Source organism: Bacillus pumilus, assembly GCF_038738535.1.
Classification (GTDB): Bacteria; Bacillota; Bacilli; order Bacillales; family Bacillaceae; genus Bacillus.
Genome location: NZ_CP046128.1, coordinates 417,067 through 434,140, shown reverse-complemented (window position 1 = coordinate 434,140; position 17,074 = coordinate 417,067). Strand labels below are relative to the sequence as shown.

The following is a 17,074-nucleotide window of genomic DNA, read 5'->3' as shown; positions in this document are numbered from 1 at the left end:
AAGTCGTAAAAAAATCCCTTTCACTCGTTGGAAAGGGATTTTCTGATTATCGAGCTGTTTCTTTCAGAATGGCTTGATAGAGATAGTCTGTTGGCGTGAGGCCACATACTTCTTCCAGCACACCTTCAATGCCTTTTTCTTTTCTTAATGCCTGCAAACGAACCGCTTCTTCGTCTTCGGCAAAGTCATAAGCGAGAGCTGCAGCGATACCTTTGATTAAGTACACTGGCTGTTTGATCTTTTTCGCTGGACCGATTAAACGGTCGTCTGCTCCCAGCTTTCTAAGAGGAGAACGTGCGACACGAGTGACTTCGTCGGAGATAAAAGCATTTTCGAATCGTTTGATGTTTTTTTGAATATAGGCATCATGTTCTTCTTTCTGAAAGCCATATGTGTCGATTAAATAACTGCCTGTTTCACGAAGTGCTCCTTCAATAACTCGGCGAATCTCTGGTGTATCGACGGCTTCTTTAATCGTTTGAACGCCTTGCTGATACCCGACATAAGCAGCTAGTGCATGCCCTGTGTTGACAGTAAAGAGTTTGCGCTCAATATACGGCGTCAAATCTTTTACAAAGGTTGCTCCTTCAATCTGAGGAACGTCACCAATAAAGCCAGTCTCATCAATGACCCACTCGAAAAAAGGCTCAACTGATACTTTCAGAATGTCCTCATGGTGCTGAATCGGAACAATGCGGTCCACAGCAGCGTTTGGAAAACCAACTGTTTGTGACAACGCTTCTTGTTCCTCTTCTGTTAAATGAGAGAAAACGGCTTCTTTTAAATGAGAGCTGCCTCCAATCATATTTTCACATGCCACGATGTTGATGATATGGTCAGGCTTTTTCTGTTTTAATCCTTCAGCAATCGATGAAGCTATGATCTTCAAAACGGCTGGTCCAACAGCTGTTGTAATTAAATCGGCTGATGCGACGGCCTCTGTTAATGCCGCTGTGTCTTGTGCAGAATTGATCGCTTTCACTGGGCCGACTACTTCTTGTTTTTGACCCGGCGCTGCGAGTTCAACCGTGTATTCTCCTCTTTCATTCAGCTCGTTGATGACCGCTTCATTTACATCGGTAAAGACAAGCTCAAAGCCTGATGTTTTTAACAAAGATCCGATAAACCCTCTGCCGATATTTCCTGCTCCAAAATGAAGTGCCTTCATGTTAGTTCACCTCGTTAAAAATGGCGATCAGTTCATCCTGATCCTTTGCATGGATGATGCGTTCTACATTTTCTTCTTCTGAACAGACAATCGCAATTTGAGAAAGAATATCAAGGTGTTCGTTGTTTTTACCAGCGATGCCAAAGACAACTTTGGCGATATTTCCTTCTCCGTATTCAACACCTTCTGGAATTTGAATGATGGAAATCCCAGAATGAAGGACAGCCGCTTTCGCATCCTCTGTTCCATGAGGAATCGCAATCCCGTTGCCCATAAATGTAGATGAGATATTTTCTCTTTCAAACATTTTGTCAACATAATCACTTGTGACATAGCCGTTTGCCACTAGGACCTCGCCCGCTTTTTTAATGGCTTCTTCTTTTGAGCCTGCTTGTTCGTTTAGAAAAATATTGTCTTTTGAAAGTACTTGTTTCATGAATGATCACACACCTTTTTTTAGAATGGAAAATCAGAAAAACAACCAAAACGGGGAGTTCAATAAAGAAAAATTGAACTCAACCCGTTTCGTCATGTTATTTTTTCAATTTCTCAATCAGCTCATCGTATTTCGGGCTGTTTAAGAAATTATCAACTGAGATATGCACAGCGCCCGGCAGTTTCGCCTTGGCTCTGTCTGTTAAATCTTTATGAGTAAAGACCACATCGGCGTCATCTGGGATGTTGCTGATGGATGTGTTTGTCACATCAATATCAAGCTCTGCCTTTTTGACTTTATTCTTTAAGATGGATGCGCCCATCGCACTTGAGCCCATTCCTGCATCGCAGGCAAAGATGATTTTGTTCACGTCATCTGGATTGACATCACTTGGAGATGCTGCTTGCTCATTTGCTTCAGCATCTTCTTTTTGAGCTGTGAGAGCAGCAGCTGCTGCGCTTTTCTTCCCTTTCATGTCCTGCATCTTTTCTGTTGCTGCTGTTAGATCCTCATCAACAGCTTTTGAAGCCTTCAAAATCACAGAAGCGACAAGGAATGATACGACGGCTGCCACGACAACACCTGCAAGAACGGCAAGGTGTCCGCCTTTTGGTGACATCAGCATGAGGGCGATAATACTTCCTGGTGACGGCACAGCCTTTAAGCCTGCATTTAACAGGGTAAAGGTCAGAACGCCGCTTGCTCCCCCTGCAATCACCGCCAAAATGAGCTTTGGTTTCATTAAGATGTACGGGAAGTAAATCTCATGAATTCCTCCTAAGAATTGAATGACAATCGCACCCGGTGCAGACTGTTTCGCATTTCCTCTACCAAAGAACATGTACGCAAGTAGAACACCTAACCCTGGTCCTGGGTTTGTTTCAAGCAAGAACAGAACGGACTGCCCTGTCTTTGCCGCTTGCTCCACCCCTAAAGGACCTAAAATTCCTTGATTAATCGCATTGTTTAAGAACAAGACTTTCGCTGGTTCAATGAAAATACTTGCCAGCGGAAGCAAATGTGCATTCACAATGATATCTACACCAGCTGCAAGGGCTTTATTTAGACCAAGTACCACTGGGCCGATGGCGTAGAAGGCAATCGCGACAAGAATGGCACCTAGAATCCCTGCCGTAAAGTTATTCACAAGCATCTCAAAGCCCGATTTGATTCGATCTTTGAACAGCTGATCAATTTTCTTAATCAAGTAACCGCCAAGTGGTCCCATGATCATGGCACCTAAAAACATTGGAATGTCCGAACCGACAATGACCCCAATCGTCGCGGTTGCACCGAGTACCCCGCCTCGATGGTCGTATACGAGCTTACCGCCTGTGTAACCGATTAAGAGCGGCAGTAAGTAGTTGATCATTGGACCAACAAGTGAAGCTAATTGTTCATTTGGCAAATAGCCACTCGGAATGAACAATGCCGTAATGAGTCCCCAAGCGATAAATGCTCCAATATTCGGCATAATCATGCCGCTTAAATAGCTTCCAAAGCGCTGTACTTTTACGCGGAATCCACTTTTTTCCTGCATCTATGAAAACTCCTTTCTTCTCTCCCTTTATTCAGGGCTTTATAGGTCAAAAGATATAATAACAAGTGTCAGTGAAGCCCTTAACCTTATCGTAAAACGCTTTCACTTTCCCTTCAATTGAAACTAAATGTCACTTTGTCACTTAGTGTGTGACAAAATTGAAATATGATGTGAATTCTCTGTCAGAGCATAGGACAAATGGAGTAAAAAGGTTGACGTGCCGTGGTTTTGATGCAAAATTCATTGGAATTTCACAACTTTCAAATAGTCTCTTCTTGTTTCCTCTTCTTAAATCGAATAGGCTTATACATGATCAAACCTATTCAATCAAGAAATGTCTGCGCAGACATGACACAGAAAAAGTGAACCATCTTGCTGTTTGTTTCGTTTACCTTTTAGAGTGAGCGGCACAATAGGAGGAGCGGTTTTTTCTGTGACTCACAGTTTACTGCCGCTTTCTTTCTGATACATGAGACATTTTCATAGGTAGAAAGGCGGTTATTCACTTGTTGAAACATAGTAAGTGGCTTCTACTCCTTATCGTCACGTTGGCTTTTTTCATTCCAAAGGAAGCATTTGCTCATGCATACGTCGTCAGCTCGAATCCAGCGGCAAATGAAGAGCTGGAGAAGCAGCCTCCTTCGGTCTCTATCACATTTAGTGAAGGAATCGAAAGCGGATTTCATGCCATTAAGGTGCTCAATGCAAAAGGTGATCGTGTAGATAAGGGAGATACGGTCATTAAAGATCAAAAAATCATGGAAGCTGCTTTAAAAAAGGATTTACCAAAAGGAATATATACCATTCAGTGGAATGCGGTTTCAGCAGACGGACACTCTGTCTCTGGCATGATCCCGTTTAGTATTGGCAAAGCGGATGGCGGCTTTGACCAATTAGATCAAGGTCAAACGAATGAATCCATCGATGTTGCCTCGACCATTGATAAAGCCTTACTTTATACATCGTTTAGCTTATTTCTCGGGACCATTTTGTTTGGACTGTTTTGGTTTAAAACATCCATTTCACCTGTATTAGCGAAACGAATGAAGAGGCTTTTGACTTTGTCACTGATCATGATGGGCGGAGCACTCGTGTTCCAGCTGCCAATTCAAACAAAATCAGCGGCAGACGTGTCCTTTTTGGGGGCATTTCAACCATCGCTCTTACAAGAAACCATTGCGTCGACTTCTGGCGGCAGTTTGTGGATGATGCTCATGGTGTCATTTGTTCTTCTGACCATTTGGAGCATAGTCGCGATGAAAAAAGGGGTTTTTACTTCTTTTCGGGTATGGTTGTTTCCACTGCTCCTATTCGCAGTGCTTCTCTGGCTGAAAGCACAAATCGGACATCCAGCAGCAACAGATAATAAAATACTGACAACGTCCCTTGATTTCATCCATCTCGTTTCTGCATCGATCTGGGTCGGTGGTTTAACAGCCATTGTGCTTTTATTGCTGAAGAAGCTGCCAAATGAAGATCAGCCGCTCATACGGAGTACGTTAACAGCGTTTCACCCTTGGGCGATGCTCTCTGTTGGACTCATTGTGTTTTCAGGATTTGTGAATGCCATCTTCATTTTGCAATCGTTTGATGCTCTTTTCGAATCAGCGTATGGACGAACCTTTTTAATCAAGCTTGGTTTATTTATCTTGATGGGCCTTCTAGGACTTGTCCATTACTTGATGCTGAGATGGGAAAAGAAACAGAAACAAAACGTTTCGTTACGAGCTGAGTGGATCATCGGAATCGCCATTTTGTTATTAACGGCTGTGTTCACCAATATTCCGAGCCCTCCTCCGCCTGCACCTGAGCCATTCTTTGGCGCAAACCAGGTCGAGCATCGTGACATTGTGTCCATGAGCATTACCCCGAATGCCCCGGGAAAAAACACATTCGAGGTCGCATTTACGAAGAAGGATGGACAAACGATTACTGATATTCAATCTGTGACAGCCAAGATCCATAAAGTCGCCTTATTCGGTGAAGAGAAACCGAGTGAATTTCAGCTGAAACGATTAAAAAATGGTCATTTCTCTGCTGAAAATCTCTTGTTAAATGAAAAAGGCACTTGGAAAATTGAAATCCATGCGTTAACTGGTTCTTTTGAAAATATCGATACCACATTTATTAGAAGAAACTAAAAGGAGTTCATACCATATGAAAAAATACGTTAAAGCTTTATTACCAATGCTTCTCGCTTCATTTTTATTGGCGATTCCTGTGAGTGCTCATGTCACAGTCAAGCCTGATACGTCTGCGACAAATGCGTGGGAAACCTATACGTTAAAAGTTCCTTCTGAGAGTGACAGTCCAACGACTAAGGTTGTCGTGACAATACCTAAAGGCGTAGAATTCCAGCAATATGAGCCAGTCCCTGGATGGAAAACGTCAACTGAAGAAAAAGATGGCAAGGTGACAAGAGTGACTTGGGAAGCAACGGGTAAAGGCGTGCTTGCCGGACAGTTCCAGCAATTCGTTTTTGTAGCGAAAAACCCTGAAAAAGCAGGTGAAGCTGCATGGGATGCATATCAATATTATAAGGATGGAACGGTCGTTGAATGGACAGGCGATAAAGATGCTGATAAGCCGCATTCGATCACAAACATTGTGGCATCTAATACGGTAACGGATTCACATGGACAAGAAAAACCAAAAGAAGAAAAGGCATCTGAAACAGCCTCCAACTCTTCCTCACCACTTGTGCTAGGGTTGTCCATTGCTGCTCTAGTCGTAGCACTGATTGCGCTTGGGCTTGCTTTTAGAAAGAAATAATTGATTCGTAAGCGATCGTTTTCACGGAAACGATCGCTTTGTTTCTTTCCACCTTGAACACGAGATCATTTTTCCAACCTATTATTACCAATATAGGATTGAATAGGATGGTGGCGCGTGCCATAATGAGACACATGACCACCTAGGAGGCTATGAGATGAACCATTTAATTATATTTGCTCATCCCCAGCAAAGCTTAAATCAAACCTTATTAGATCTTGTTGTCAGCACTCTTTTGAACAATGGTCATGAAGTGACTGTTCGTGATGTCTATGCTCTTGGTTTTTCGCCAGAGCTAAGCATGTTGGAAAAGGCTGCGATCAAACGGGGTGATGTCCCAATTGCCATTCAAACAGAGCAGAAGCTGATTCAGCAAGCAGATGTCCTAACGTTTATTTTTCCCATTTGGTGGACAGGCTTACCCGCTATGCTAAAGGGCTATGTAGAACGCGTTTTTTCTGAGGGCTTCGCTTATCAAATCAATGAGCATGGGGCTATTGAAAACCTGCTTCGGCACAAAAAAGGTGTCATTATCAACACGCATGATGCTCCAAGGACCTTTCTTGACTCTAAGCGGATCGTTTCCGCCTCCCATCGCATGACAACAGATACAGAAGTCTTCAATTTTATTGGTGTTGAGCCTGTTGAACGACTTTTGTTCAGCAGCATGGAGCAGGCACCAGCAGATTACATCCACGAAATTCTAAAAGAAACAAAAGAAACGGTGGAGCAGCTTTTTCCGCCGGCTGTTTAACATAAAAAAGACTGCCAAGATTCCTCAGGCAGTCTTTTTCACGTCTATTCGTCTAAACCAATGGATACATATTTGGTTTCTAAATAGGGTTCAATGCCTTCGATGCCGCCTTCACGGCCAATTCCGCTTTCTTTCATTCCTCCGAATGGTGCTTGAACAGCCGATGGACCGCCATCATTCCAGCCGATTATCCCGTAATCAAGATTCTCTGACATGTAAAGTCCGTTTCGATAATTTTCTGTAAAGAAATAAGCTGCAAGACCAAAAGGTGTATCGTTCGCTAATTCAATCGCTTCATCTAGCGTTTTGAACGTCGTAATCGGCGCCACTGGCCCAAAGGTTTCTTCATGCATAATGTTCATTGAAGGGTCTACATGTGTGAGAACCGTTGGCTGGACAAAATAATACGACTTTTCATCATCGAAATGCGTATCTCCGCCGACAAGAATTTTCGCTCCTTTATCGACTGCATCTTGAATTTGACCGACAATTTTATCAAAGCCGCGCTTATTGATAATTGGGCCGATGGATGTGCCTTCTTCAAAGCCATTTCCCACTTTCAGCTTTTCTACTTCTTTGCTGAAGCCTTGAGCAAATGCTTCATGAATGTCTTCATGTACAATTAAGCGGTTGGCACAGACACAGGTTTGTCCTGCATTACGGAACTTAGATGCCACTGCTTGTTTGACAGCTAGTTCAAGATTGGCATCTTTGTCTACGATGAGCGGAGCATGACCGCCAAGCTCCATTGATACGTGCTTGACTGTACTCGCACTGTTTTTGATCAGATGCTTTCCGACTGGCGTTGAGCCTGTGAACGTGATTTTGCGAATCAATGGACTATCTGTGAATATTTCACCGACTTCTTTTCCATCTCCAACCACCCATTGCAGTGCATCCTCTGGAATTCCAGCTTCGTGGCCTAATTTCACAAGTTCAATAGCCGTCATCGGCGTGTCTTCAGCAGGTTTCACAATAAACGTACAGCCCGCTGCAAGTGCTGGTGCAGCCTTTCTCGTGATCATGGCTGCTGGGAAATTCCACGGTGTAATGGCCGCAACAGGACCAACTGGCTGCTTTGTGACAAAAAGGCGTTTGTTCGTCGTATGTGACGGAATGGTTCTGCCGTATATCCGTTTGGCTTCCTCTGCGTACCATTCAATGTATCCAGCTGCATAGACGATTTCGCCTAATGCTTCTTGATACGGCTTCCCGTTTTCTTCCGTGATGATTTTCGCGAGCCTTTCTTTATGTTCAATCATGAGGTCAAACCACTTGCGAATGATATTGGCACGTTCATGCGCAGACATTTTTGCCCATGCTTTGAATGCTTTGTGTGAGCGGGTAATGGCGTCTTCGATCTGTTCTTTTGTATGCTGAGCAACTGAAGCAATTTCTTCTCCTGTTGCAGGATTATACACTTTGAGTTCGTTTGTCATGCTCTACCGTCTCCTTCGTTCTTGGATTCATTACATATAGTATATACCCAATGAGTGCCCAACCTAAAAGCAATATCCATTCAGCTGGCCATGATAAGGAGGCCGGCATTCCTGGAAAATAAAATGAAAGAAAAAGGAGACTCAGCCCGATAGCTAAAACGCCTGTCGTCCGCCAATACTTAATGCGGTATGGACGCTCAAGCTCTGGTTCTGCTTTTCGAAGTCTCATAAAGGCAATGGACACTATTAAGTACCCAACGATAATTCCGACACCGCCCGCATTGACAATCCACACGAGGGCAGGACGCCCTAGTAATGGAGCAAAAAAAGCCAAAGCACCAAGAAATAAAATGGCATTTGTCGGCGTTTTATACTTTGGATGAATATACGCAAACCATTTGGAAATCATGCCTCTTTCCGCCATCGCATATAGAATACGGCTTGCACCGATGATAAAAGCATTCCAGCTCGTCACAATCCCTGCTACACCGCCAATGACAAGCACTGTTCCAAACGCCTGATGACCGAGCAGCTGCACCATCGCATCTGCTGTCGCCAATGAAGAGGCTTCAAGCTGTCCTTTTGACAGCCCCGCAGCTACCCCAAAGACAATAAGCAGATAAAATACGACCGCACTCACGATGGAGATAATTAATATTCTCCCAATGATTTTCTTTGGCGCATTAATCTCTGCTGCTACTTGCGGAATCACATCAAATCCAACGAATAAAAAAGGAATCATGACTAACACGGCCATAAGACCGCCAACCCCGCCTTGAAACATTGGCTCAAGGTTTGCAAAATCTCCATTAAATGTCGCGCCACCTAAAAGGAGAAAGCCTGTCAAAATAATCGCTACAGTGAACACAGACTGAAAAATGGCCGCAGGCTTTGCCCCAATGTAATTCAGTGCTGTTAAAAACAATGCACCACCAGATCCAATCAACACCCATGTGAAATAAACGTCCCATCCCCCTATATTCCATAGGAAGCCAACATGCTGTGTTGGAATGACATAATCAATAACTGTCGGCAAGGCAACAGCTTCAAACGTAATGACGGACACATAACCAAACAATACGCCCCATGCTGAGACGAACGCTGATTTCATCCCAAATGCCCGCTGGACAAAGACGAGCCCTCCTCCCGTCTCTGGAATTGCAGACGAAAGCTCAGCATACGTGAGTCCAATAAAGATGACGAGAATACCGCCGATGACAAAGGCGATGACACTGCCTAAAAATCCTGCTGTTAAAATCCAATCTCCCGAAAGTACAACCCAGCCCCATCCAAGCATTGCACCAATGGATAAAAACAGTACGTCAGACTGCGACATGGTTTTTGCCATTTGTTGTTTTTGCATACAACCATCCCCCTTTGTTGTTTAGCGTGCTTTGAAGGCGTCCTCGATGATCCCTAGTCCTTCATTCAGCAGCTCATCTGTGATGACAAGTGGTGTTAAGAAGCGAATAATATTCCCATTAATCCCTGCCGTTAATAAGAGCAGCCCGTGCTCATTTGCATATGCTGCAATCGCTGCGGCTGTTTTCTTATCTGGTGTACGCGTTTTTTGATCTTCCACAATTTCAATCGCCGCCATTGCCCCTAATCGGCGGACTTCTCCAATGAATGGATACGTTGTTCTCCAATCATTTGCTTTGTCCTCAATGACTTGTCCGATGTGCTCAGATCGTTGATTCAATTGTTCCGTTTCAATAATATCAAGAACCGCTAGTGCTGCCACACAGCCTAATGGACTTCCTGCATATGTCCCCCCGAGCTCACCTGGATCTGCCGCATCAAGCATTTCCTTTCTGCCTACTACACCGCTTAGCGGCAATCCAGCGGCAAGAGATTTTGACACCGTGATTAAGTCCGGCACTACATCAAAGTGCTCAATGGCAAAATATTTCCCTGTTCTCGCAAAGCCTGTTTGGATCTCATCTGCCACAAAGACAATCCCGTGCTGCTGACAGAATGAAGCAACGTGCTGTACAAAACGCTTCGATGGTACAATAAAACCGCCCTCCCCTTGGACTGGCTCCATGACCACACAAGCAACGGTTTCTGGTGCAACGGCTGCGACGAAGAATTGATTGAATTGATCAATGATGTACTCATCGTAGGCTGCATCGCTTAATCCTTCTGGCTTTTGATAGTAATAAGGGTACGGCGCTTGATACACCTCTGACGCAAATGGTCCGAACCCAAATTTATATGGCTTGACCTTGCTCGTCATGCTCATCGTCATATTCGTTCTGCCGTGAAAGCCTCTTGTAAACGACACAACGGCCTGTCTTTTCGTATATTTACGTGCAATTTTCACCGCATTTTCAACAGCTTCTGCACCTGAATTGAGAAAAATGGCTTTCTTGTCATGATCGCCTGGTGTGAGGCGGCATAGCTTCTCTGCCAATTCAATATACGATTCGTACATCATGACGTTGAATCCTGGGTGAATCAGACTGTCTGCCTGTGCTTTGACGGCTTCCACAACCTTTGGATGTGAATGGCCTACATTTAATGTACCGATAGCGCCTGCAAAATCGATAAAACGTTTCCCATCGATATCGAACAGCTCGGCTCCCTTCCCCTTCGCTGCAAGATGACGGTTGCCATTACTCACGCCTCTTGCGACGTATTGGTCTCTTTTCCCCTGCCATTCTTCTGTTGAAAAACGGTTTGTTGTCGTTTGACTCATTGTCATCCATCCCCTTTATGTCTTTTTTATTATTCTGAATATTTTTTGGTATGATAGAAAGTACCAATATCATTTTTTTCATGGTACCAGAGAGGATGGAATGACGAGATGCTGACAATTCAACTAGATCAAACAGGGGCAAACGGATTTATTTATCATCAAATTTATACGAAAATTAAAGGTGAAATTTTAAATCGAAACCTTCAGCCGCACGATCAATTACCCTCTAAACGAGAGTTAGCCGATACATTAAACGTCAGCGTGAATTCAGTGAATGGCGCGTATCAGCAGCTGCTTGCTGAGGGATATTTATATTCGGTTGAACGCAAAGGCTTTTTTGTGGAATCACTAGAAACGTTTCATGAGTCAGGTCAGCTGAAACCCTCTTCCCTTCCAGCAGATTTAAAGGAGGAGCCGATTGCACGGGACGACTGGTATTCCTTTTCACATATCTCTGTCGATACCACTAACTTTCCATTTAAAAGCTGGCTGAAAAGTGAACAAAAGGCGATCAGTCTCCACCAAGAAGCCTTTGGTGAGCTTCCGCATCCACAAGGTGTGTACGAGCTTCGGGAAACGATTGCCCGGTTGATCGGGCTTGCGCGAGGGGTCAAATGCTACCCAGAACAGCTCATTTTAAGCGCAGGCACGCAGTCACTTATCCATTCTTTATCAAGCATTCTTCCAGCCGATCAAGTATACGGATTAGAAAACCCTGGCTATCGCCGGCTCTATCAAATGCTGAAAAACAATCATCACCGAATTGAAACGATTGGCATTGATCAAAAAGGGGTGCGGATGAGTGACATTCACAAAAAACAGCCGAATGTCTTAATCATTACCCCTTCACATCAATTCCCAACAGGGGTAATTATGCCGATTTCCCGGCGGATTCAGCTCTTAAACTGGGCAGCCGATCATCCCGGCCGTTATATCATTGAGGATGATTATGACAGTGAATTCAAGTATGGTACAGACAGCATTCCAGCGCTGCAAAGTTTGGATCGATATGACAAAGTCATTTATATGGGGACCTTTTCAAAGTCATTGCTGCCAGGCTTAAGACTAAGCTACATGGTGCTCCCGCAGCATTTATTGAGACGCTATAAGAAAGAACAGCACTTCTTCATTCAAACAGCCAACCTTTTTACACAATACACCCTTCTTCATTTTATAAAAGATGGGGCGTATCAGCGGCATATTAAGAGGATGAATGGTTTATATGAGGAAAAGCGGAAGCAGCTCATTGAAGAGCTCGACACGGTTTTTACTGACAATGTACGGATTATTGGGGAAAATGCTGGACTTCATTTTATCGCAGAGTTCCGCTCAAACCGCACGCAGCATGAGATTTTACAGCGTGCCAAAGAAAGAAAGCTGAAAATGTACGGGATGGACCGTTTTACCCTTGATGAGCAATTGCCGGGGCATCAGGAAGGCTTTGTTCCACTCGTCCTCGGCTTCTCTCATATGCGGCCAGAGGATATTGAGCCGGCGGTGAAAAGGCTGTATGAGTCGATTTATGGGAAATAAAACAGCCAGCTGCTTTACAGACAGCTGGCTTACCACCGCTCTTTATCTACGGCTAAAATGGATGACACGAGTCCAGGAAAAGCGGTCTCGATGTCTTCTTTTCTTAAAGAATAGTAGCGGTGTTTACCGTCAATTCTCACTTTCACGACGCCTGCCTCCCTCAGCACTTTGAAGTGATGAGAAAGCGTAGATTTGGCAATATTCATCTCATACGTACCGCATGTCCTCTCGCCCGCTTCTGCTAAGCAGCGGACAATTTCTAACCGGATTGGATCAGCCAATGCGTGCAGCACAGAAATCAGTCTTATGTCTTCTTGAGTTGGATGGATTGGATTATTCATACGATAAATGTATCGTATTTTGTGCCAACATACAATCTCATGACTCGCCTCATACAAAGTAACGATACATCCTTCGGGAACGACTATGACTATATAAAAGCTGTCTTGAAGGGAAGGAACTGTCTATCAAGCAAATGTAGATTGGACCCATCAACTAACCGTCACTAAAGATCAGCAAGTAGGTATCATTCAGAAAACAGCTGCCGAACATTTTGATCACGGCACAGCTTCCCAGTTGAAAAAAGGGACAGCGATTTACTCTGTAAAGCAGCGAAAAGACCTTTTGATCGTCGAACTTAACGGACAGATCATCATATATGCCGCACATGCGGAAGGATAAAATACCTGTCATATAGATAGGTATTTTTTAAGTTTCTTTTCTTGTCATGGGTCATTGGTTTTGTTATCATTGCAAAAGTGACCACTCGGTTTCCATTGTGACCATATGGTTTTACCGATTCGGAAAGGACTTATGAAGATGAACGAAAAGCAAGAAGAGATTTTGCGGGTTTCAAAGAAATTATTTTCTCAAAAAGGCTATATGAGTGTCTCCATGCAGTCAATTGCCGATGCCTGTAAAATATCAAAAGCGTCCATTTATAAACTGTTTGATTCAAAGGAAGCTCTTCTATTAGAACTGATTAAATACAATCAGTGCAAAATGAGAGAGATTTCTCAGATCATTCATTCAGAAACGACGCTGTCCAAGAAGGAAAAATTCACAAAGAAGATTAAGCTTGAGCTTGAAGAGTTTAAAGAGAATCATAAATTTTTGAATATGCTGTCCTTTGAAGCTTTTTCGCAGCATTCGCCCATTGTCATTAAGCATTTACGTGAGACACGCTCCATTATCATGCAGCGGCACAGAGACATTATTTTAAGCACATATGGTGAATCTGTTGCGCCTTATGTCTGGGATCTTGTGATCGTCCTCAACGGATTAATGAGAGAATTCATCTTAATGCTGGCGATTGAGCACAAGAACATCCAATTAGAAAATGCCGCCGAAATGATTATCGGCGTGATGGACCGTGTGTCGAAAAAGCCTTGTTCCATTGAGCCTGTGTTAACAGATCAGCTGATGGACTCTTATTTGCTTTCTTCACAGGACGAATATGATGAAGAAAAGCTTGTCATCTCGTCCTTAACGAAGATCAAACAAGAGCTTCACGCACTGCCAAACGGAGAAGAAAAGGACGATCTCCTCTCTGCGTTTGAGCTGCTGAGCCAAGAATTATCAAAGGACCAACCGAGAACCTTTTTAATCAGCTCATTGCTCGATTATTTAGGTAAAAACAGCGTTTTATCACAAAACGTGTCACAGCTGAAAAGCATCATTCTATAGATAAAGAAGGGATAACATGAACCAATCAACAACATCGTATAATCGATCTGTGATTGTGGGGATTTTCCTCGTTGGGGCATTCGTCGCGATTTTAAACCAAACGCTGCTCATTCCAGCGATCCCACATATCATGGAGGAATTCAATATTGATGTCAGCAAGGGACAGTGGCTCACCACAGCCTTTATGCTGACAAACGGGATTCTCATCCCGATCACGGCTTTCTTAATCGAGAAATTTTCAAGCCGTTCTTTAGTTTTAACGGCGCTTAGCATCTTTACAGCCGGTACAATTCTTGCTTCATTTGCAACGAATTTCCCTGTATTACTTGCAGCGCGTATTGTGCAGGCAGCCGGCGCAGGGATTTTAATGCCGCTGATGCAAACGATCTTTTTAACCATTTTCCCGAAAGAAAAGCGCGGGCAGGCGATGGGCATGGTCGGTCTTGTCATTTCGTTCGCACCAGCGCTTGGGCCGACACTTGGCGGCTGGATTGTTGATTCCTTCAGCTGGAAGTTCTTGTTCTATATTGTTCTGCCAATCGGTATCATTGATCTCATTCTTGCTTTCTTCTTAATGAAAAATGTAACGCAGCAAAGAGAGACACGTATTGATGTTTTATCAGTCATCTTGTCGTCCTTCGGTTTCGGTGGGCTGCTTTACGGATTTTCTAGTGTCGGAACATATGGCTGGACGAGTGCCACTGTCCTCATATCGCTGATTGTCGGCGCTGTGAGCTTGTTCTTCTTTATTCTGCGCCAGTCGAATTTGACAAGACCGATGCTTGAATTTGGTGTCTTTAAGTTTGCGATCTTTAGCTTAACGACCTTCCTTGGGATGCTTGTCTTTGCTTTATTGATTGGGACAGAGACGATTCTGCCGCTCTATACGCAAAATGTCAGAGGATTGTCTGCTCTTGATACAGGACTGATCTTATTGCCTGGTGCTCTCTTTATGGGGCTCCTCTCACCAATTATTGGACGGATTTTTGATAAAGTCGGTGGAAAAGGGCTGGCATTAGGCGGGTTTACGATACTTACTGTTACTACCCTGCCATTTATGCTGCTCACCCTTGATTCATCCATCGCCCTCATTACGGTCGCCTACACGCTTCGCTTAATCGGGGTTGGGATGATCATGATGCCGCTGACAACCGCAGGTATTAACTCTTTACCGCCTCATTTGATCCCGCATGGGACAGCGATGAATAACACGATGAGACAAATGGGCGGCTCCATTGGGACGGCTGTGCTTGTCTCCATCATGAGCAGTTCTGCTGCAAATGCAGAATTAGCCAGCCCATTAAAATCAGCCGTTCACGGCATGAACACATCATTTATCGTGTCTGGTTTGATTGCGGTCCTTGGACTCGTCCTCTCTTTTTTCTTAAAGGAAAAACGCGAGAATAAAGTGATGAAGCAGGAGCTATCTTCCTCCTCATCTTCTTCATAAGAAAAGAGCTCGGCATATTGCCGGCTCTTTTTTCATATACTCACGCTATATCGTCCTCTCCAAAAGGACATTTGTATTTACAGCGAAGAAAAACCTTGATAATTTAAAGAAAAGAGTTGATAATAGGAACTATTCAATTTGTGAGAAAATTTTTACTATAGGAGATGTATGCATTGAAGGTCGTTAAATTTGGTGGCAGTTCACTTGCATCTGGCAAGCAGCTGCAAAAGGTATTTGACATTGTAACAGCAGATCCAGCTCGAAAAGCAGTCGTTGTTTCCGCACCAGGAAAACGGCATTCAACGGATACGAAGGTCACCGATCTATTAATTAGCTGCGGTGAGCAATATTTACGTTTAGGCGAAGCACACGATTTACAGGAAGCCGTCATCGAACGGTATGCCTCCATTGCGGATGAACTCGGATTAAGTCATGACGTGATTGACACCATCAGGCAAGATCTAGACGCCCTCTTACAGGCTGATTCGTCTCGTCCAGAGCGATATCTTGATGCCATCAAAGCAAGCGGTGAAGACAATAACGCAAAGCTCATTGCCGCCTATTTCCGCCATCAAGGTGTCGAAGCTCACTATGTGAATCCAAAGGAAGCTGGTTTATTTGTGAGCGATGAGCCTGGCCAAGCGCAAGTCCTTCCGGAGTCATATGATCATTTGTACAAATTAAGAGGGCGCTCTGGCATCATCATATTCCCTGGCTTTTTTGGCTTTAGCCTATCGGGAGATATTGTCACCTTTTCTCGCAGCGGCTCCGATATTACCGGTTCCATTTTAGCAAACGGTTTGAAGGCAGAAGTGTATGAAAACTTTACAGATGTGGATGCTGTTTACGCTGTTAATCCAACGATCGTTCATGAGCCGAAGGAGATTACAGAGCTGACGTACCGGGAAATGCGCGAGCTGTCCTATGCTGGTTTTTCTGTGTTCCATGATGAAGCACTCATTCCAGCCTTCCGTGCAGGCATTCCTGTGCAAATTAAAAACACCAATAATCCCTCGGCAAAAGGCACAAAAATCGTGAACCAGAGAGATCATACAAATGGACCAGTTGTCGGAATCGCCTCAGACAGCGGATTTTGCAGCATTTATATTAGCAAGTATTTGATGAACCGAGAAGTCGGTTTTGGACGCAAGGTGCTGCAAACACTAGAGGAATATGGGCTTACGTATGAACACGTCCCTTCTGGCATTGATGATATGAACATTATTTTAAGACAGGATCAGCTGGAGGAGCAGCATATTGAACAAGAGCTGCTCGACCGCTTGAAGCTCGTGCTTGATGCAGATGAGGTCGTTTTAGAGCCGAATCTCTCACTCATTATGGTTGTAGGAGAAGCGATGCGTCACAATGTTGGAACCACAGCAAGAGCGGCAGAGGCGCTGTCAAAAGCGAAGGTCAATATTGAAATGATCAATCAAGGCTCTTCAGAGGTCAGCATGATGTTTGGCGTCAAAGCGGCTCAAGAAAAAGAAGCCGTGCAAGCGTTGTATGAGGAATTTTTCTCTATGTCTACCGTCCCTGTCTCCCTTTAACCAGCAGACTGCCAGATCTCAGGATCGGCAGTCTTTTTTGTTCTC

14 protein-coding genes are annotated in these 17,074 nt (G+C 44.0%); 7 read left to right on the top strand and 7 right to left on the bottom strand.

Annotated features, from left to right (window positions below; genetic code table 11):
- Nucleotides 1-46: 46 nt before the first annotated feature.
- The 3 genes from GKC25_RS02065 to GKC25_RS02055 all read right to left on the bottom strand — a co-directional run bounded on the left by GKC25_RS02065 (nt 47) and on the right by GKC25_RS02055 (nt 3,144).
- Nucleotides 47-1,168 carry a mannitol-1-phosphate 5-dehydrogenase gene (locus GKC25_RS02065; RefSeq protein ID WP_106038526.1) on the bottom strand — a complete coding sequence of 374 codons (1,122 nt, stop codon included), beginning with the start codon at nt 1,166-1,168 and terminating at the stop codon, nt 47-49.
- A gap of 1 nt (nt 1,169) precedes the next feature.
- On the bottom strand, nt 1,170-1,604 hold the full coding sequence (locus GKC25_RS02060; protein ID WP_034664060.1) for a PTS sugar transporter subunit IIA: 435 nt from the start codon (nt 1,602-1,604) through the stop codon (nt 1,170-1,172).
- 97 nt (nt 1,605-1,701) lie between these two features.
- Nucleotides 1,702-3,144, bottom strand: coding sequence for a PTS mannitol transporter subunit IICB (locus GKC25_RS02055; protein WP_034664061.1), 1,443 nt, complete (start codon nt 3,142-3,144; stop codon nt 1,702-1,704).
- 506 nt (nt 3,145-3,650) lie between these two features.
- Between GKC25_RS02055 and GKC25_RS02050 the strand changes: the two genes are divergently transcribed.
- The 3 genes from GKC25_RS02050 to GKC25_RS02040 all read left to right on the top strand — a co-directional run bounded on the left by GKC25_RS02050 (nt 3,651) and on the right by GKC25_RS02040 (nt 6,670).
- Nucleotides 3,651-5,285 carry a copper resistance CopC/CopD family protein gene (locus GKC25_RS02050; protein ID WP_034664062.1) on the top strand — a complete coding sequence of 545 codons (1,635 nt, stop codon included), beginning with the start codon at nt 3,651-3,653 and terminating at the stop codon, nt 5,283-5,285.
- Between the two features lie 16 nt (nt 5,286-5,301).
- Complete coding sequence (locus tag GKC25_RS02045; RefSeq protein WP_034664065.1) at nt 5,302-5,916, top strand: YcnI family protein; 615 nt, start codon at nt 5,302-5,304, stop codon at nt 5,914-5,916.
- 157 nt (nt 5,917-6,073) lie between these two features.
- Nucleotides 6,074-6,670: an NAD(P)H-dependent oxidoreductase gene (locus tag GKC25_RS02040; protein ID WP_034664068.1), complete on the top strand. Its 597-nt coding sequence runs from the start codon at nt 6,074-6,076 to the stop codon at nt 6,668-6,670.
- Nucleotides 6,671-6,714: 44 nt separating this feature from the next.
- Here GKC25_RS02040 and GKC25_RS02035 read toward each other — a convergent pair whose 3' ends face one another.
- Genes GKC25_RS02035 through gabT form a run of 3 tightly spaced genes read right to left on the bottom strand, consistent with a single transcriptional unit; the run spans nt 6,715 to nt 10,810 of the window.
- Nucleotides 6,715-8,109 (bottom strand): NAD-dependent succinate-semialdehyde dehydrogenase, encoded by a 1,395-nt coding sequence (locus tag GKC25_RS02035; protein WP_106037096.1) that lies wholly within the window; start codon nt 8,107-8,109, stop codon nt 6,715-6,717.
- Nucleotides 8,084-9,472 (bottom strand): APC family permease, encoded by a 1,389-nt coding sequence (locus tag GKC25_RS02030; protein ID WP_034664075.1) that lies wholly within the window; start codon nt 9,470-9,472, stop codon nt 8,084-8,086. Before GKC25_RS02030 ends, GKC25_RS02035 begins: the two co-directional genes overlap by 26 nt.
- 21 nt (nt 9,473-9,493) lie before the next feature.
- Nucleotides 9,494-10,810, bottom strand: coding sequence for a 4-aminobutyrate--2-oxoglutarate transaminase (gene gabT / locus GKC25_RS02025; RefSeq protein WP_187704336.1), 1,317 nt, complete (start codon nt 10,808-10,810; stop codon nt 9,494-9,496).
- A gap of 108 nt (nt 10,811-10,918) precedes the next feature.
- Here gabT and GKC25_RS02020 point away from each other — a divergent pair, with 108 nt between their 5' ends.
- Nucleotides 10,919-12,343 (top strand): PLP-dependent aminotransferase family protein, encoded by a 1,425-nt coding sequence (locus GKC25_RS02020; protein ID WP_187704335.1) that lies wholly within the window; start codon nt 10,919-10,921, stop codon nt 12,341-12,343.
- A 29-nt stretch (nt 12,344-12,372) separates the two neighbouring features.
- Here GKC25_RS02020 and GKC25_RS02015 read toward each other — a convergent pair whose 3' ends face one another.
- Nucleotides 12,373-12,684 (bottom strand): ArsR/SmtB family transcription factor, encoded by a 312-nt coding sequence (locus GKC25_RS02015; protein ID WP_034664461.1) that lies wholly within the window; start codon nt 12,682-12,684, stop codon nt 12,373-12,375.
- A 478-nt stretch (nt 12,685-13,162) separates the two neighbouring features.
- Here GKC25_RS02015 and GKC25_RS02010 point away from each other — a divergent pair, with 478 nt between their 5' ends.
- The 3 genes from GKC25_RS02010 (at nt 13,163) to GKC25_RS02000 (ending at nt 17,029) form a co-directional block, all read left to right on the top strand.
- Nucleotides 13,163-14,029 (top strand): TetR/AcrR family transcriptional regulator, encoded by an 867-nt coding sequence (locus GKC25_RS02010; RefSeq protein WP_066031326.1) that lies wholly within the window; start codon nt 13,163-13,165, stop codon nt 14,027-14,029.
- Nucleotides 14,030-14,045: 16 nt separating this feature from the next.
- Complete coding sequence (locus GKC25_RS02005; protein ID WP_034664086.1) at nt 14,046-15,479, top strand: MDR family MFS transporter; 1,434 nt, start codon at nt 14,046-14,048, stop codon at nt 15,477-15,479.
- Between the two features lie 173 nt (nt 15,480-15,652).
- Nucleotides 15,653-17,029 (top strand): aspartate kinase, encoded by a 1,377-nt coding sequence (locus GKC25_RS02000; protein WP_034664088.1) that lies wholly within the window; start codon nt 15,653-15,655, stop codon nt 17,027-17,029.
- Nucleotides 17,030-17,074: the final 45 nt, after the last annotated feature.

Excerpts from the sequence above, each read along its gene's own strand:
- GKC25_RS02065 (WP_106038526.1), bottom strand. The coding sequence starts at position 1,168 with ATGAAGGCACTTCATTTTGGAGCAGGAAATATCGGCAGAGGGTTTATC.
- GKC25_RS02060 (WP_034664060.1), bottom strand. The coding sequence starts at position 1,604 with ATGAAACAAGTACTTTCAAAAGACAATATTTTTCTAAACGAACAAGCA.
- GKC25_RS02055 (WP_034664061.1), bottom strand. The coding sequence starts at position 3,144 with ATGCAGGAAAAAAGTGGATTCCGCGTAAAAGTACAGCGCTTTGGAAGC.
- GKC25_RS02045 (WP_034664065.1), top strand. The coding sequence starts at position 5,302 with ATGAAAAAATACGTTAAAGCTTTATTACCAATGCTTCTCGCTTCATTT.
- GKC25_RS02040 (WP_034664068.1), top strand. The coding sequence starts at position 6,074 with ATGAACCATTTAATTATATTTGCTCATCCCCAGCAAAGCTTAAATCAA.
- GKC25_RS02035 (WP_106037096.1), bottom strand. The coding sequence starts at position 8,109 with ATGACAAACGAACTCAAAGTGTATAATCCTGCAACAGGAGAAGAAATT.
- GKC25_RS02030 (WP_034664075.1), bottom strand. The coding sequence starts at position 9,472 with ATGCAAAAACAACAAATGGCAAAAACCATGTCGCAGTCTGACGTACTG.
- gabT (WP_187704336.1), bottom strand. The coding sequence starts at position 10,810 with ATGAGTCAAACGACAACAAACCGTTTTTCAACAGAAGAATGGCAGGGG.
- GKC25_RS02020 (WP_187704335.1), top strand. The coding sequence starts at position 10,919 with ATGCTGACAATTCAACTAGATCAAACAGGGGCAAACGGATTTATTTAT.
- GKC25_RS02015 (WP_034664461.1), bottom strand. The coding sequence starts at position 12,684 with ATGAATAATCCAATCCATCCAACTCAAGAAGACATAAGACTGATTTCT.
- GKC25_RS02010 (WP_066031326.1), top strand. The coding sequence starts at position 13,163 with ATGAACGAAAAGCAAGAAGAGATTTTGCGGGTTTCAAAGAAATTATTT.
- GKC25_RS02005 (WP_034664086.1), top strand. The coding sequence starts at position 14,046 with ATGAACCAATCAACAACATCGTATAATCGATCTGTGATTGTGGGGATT.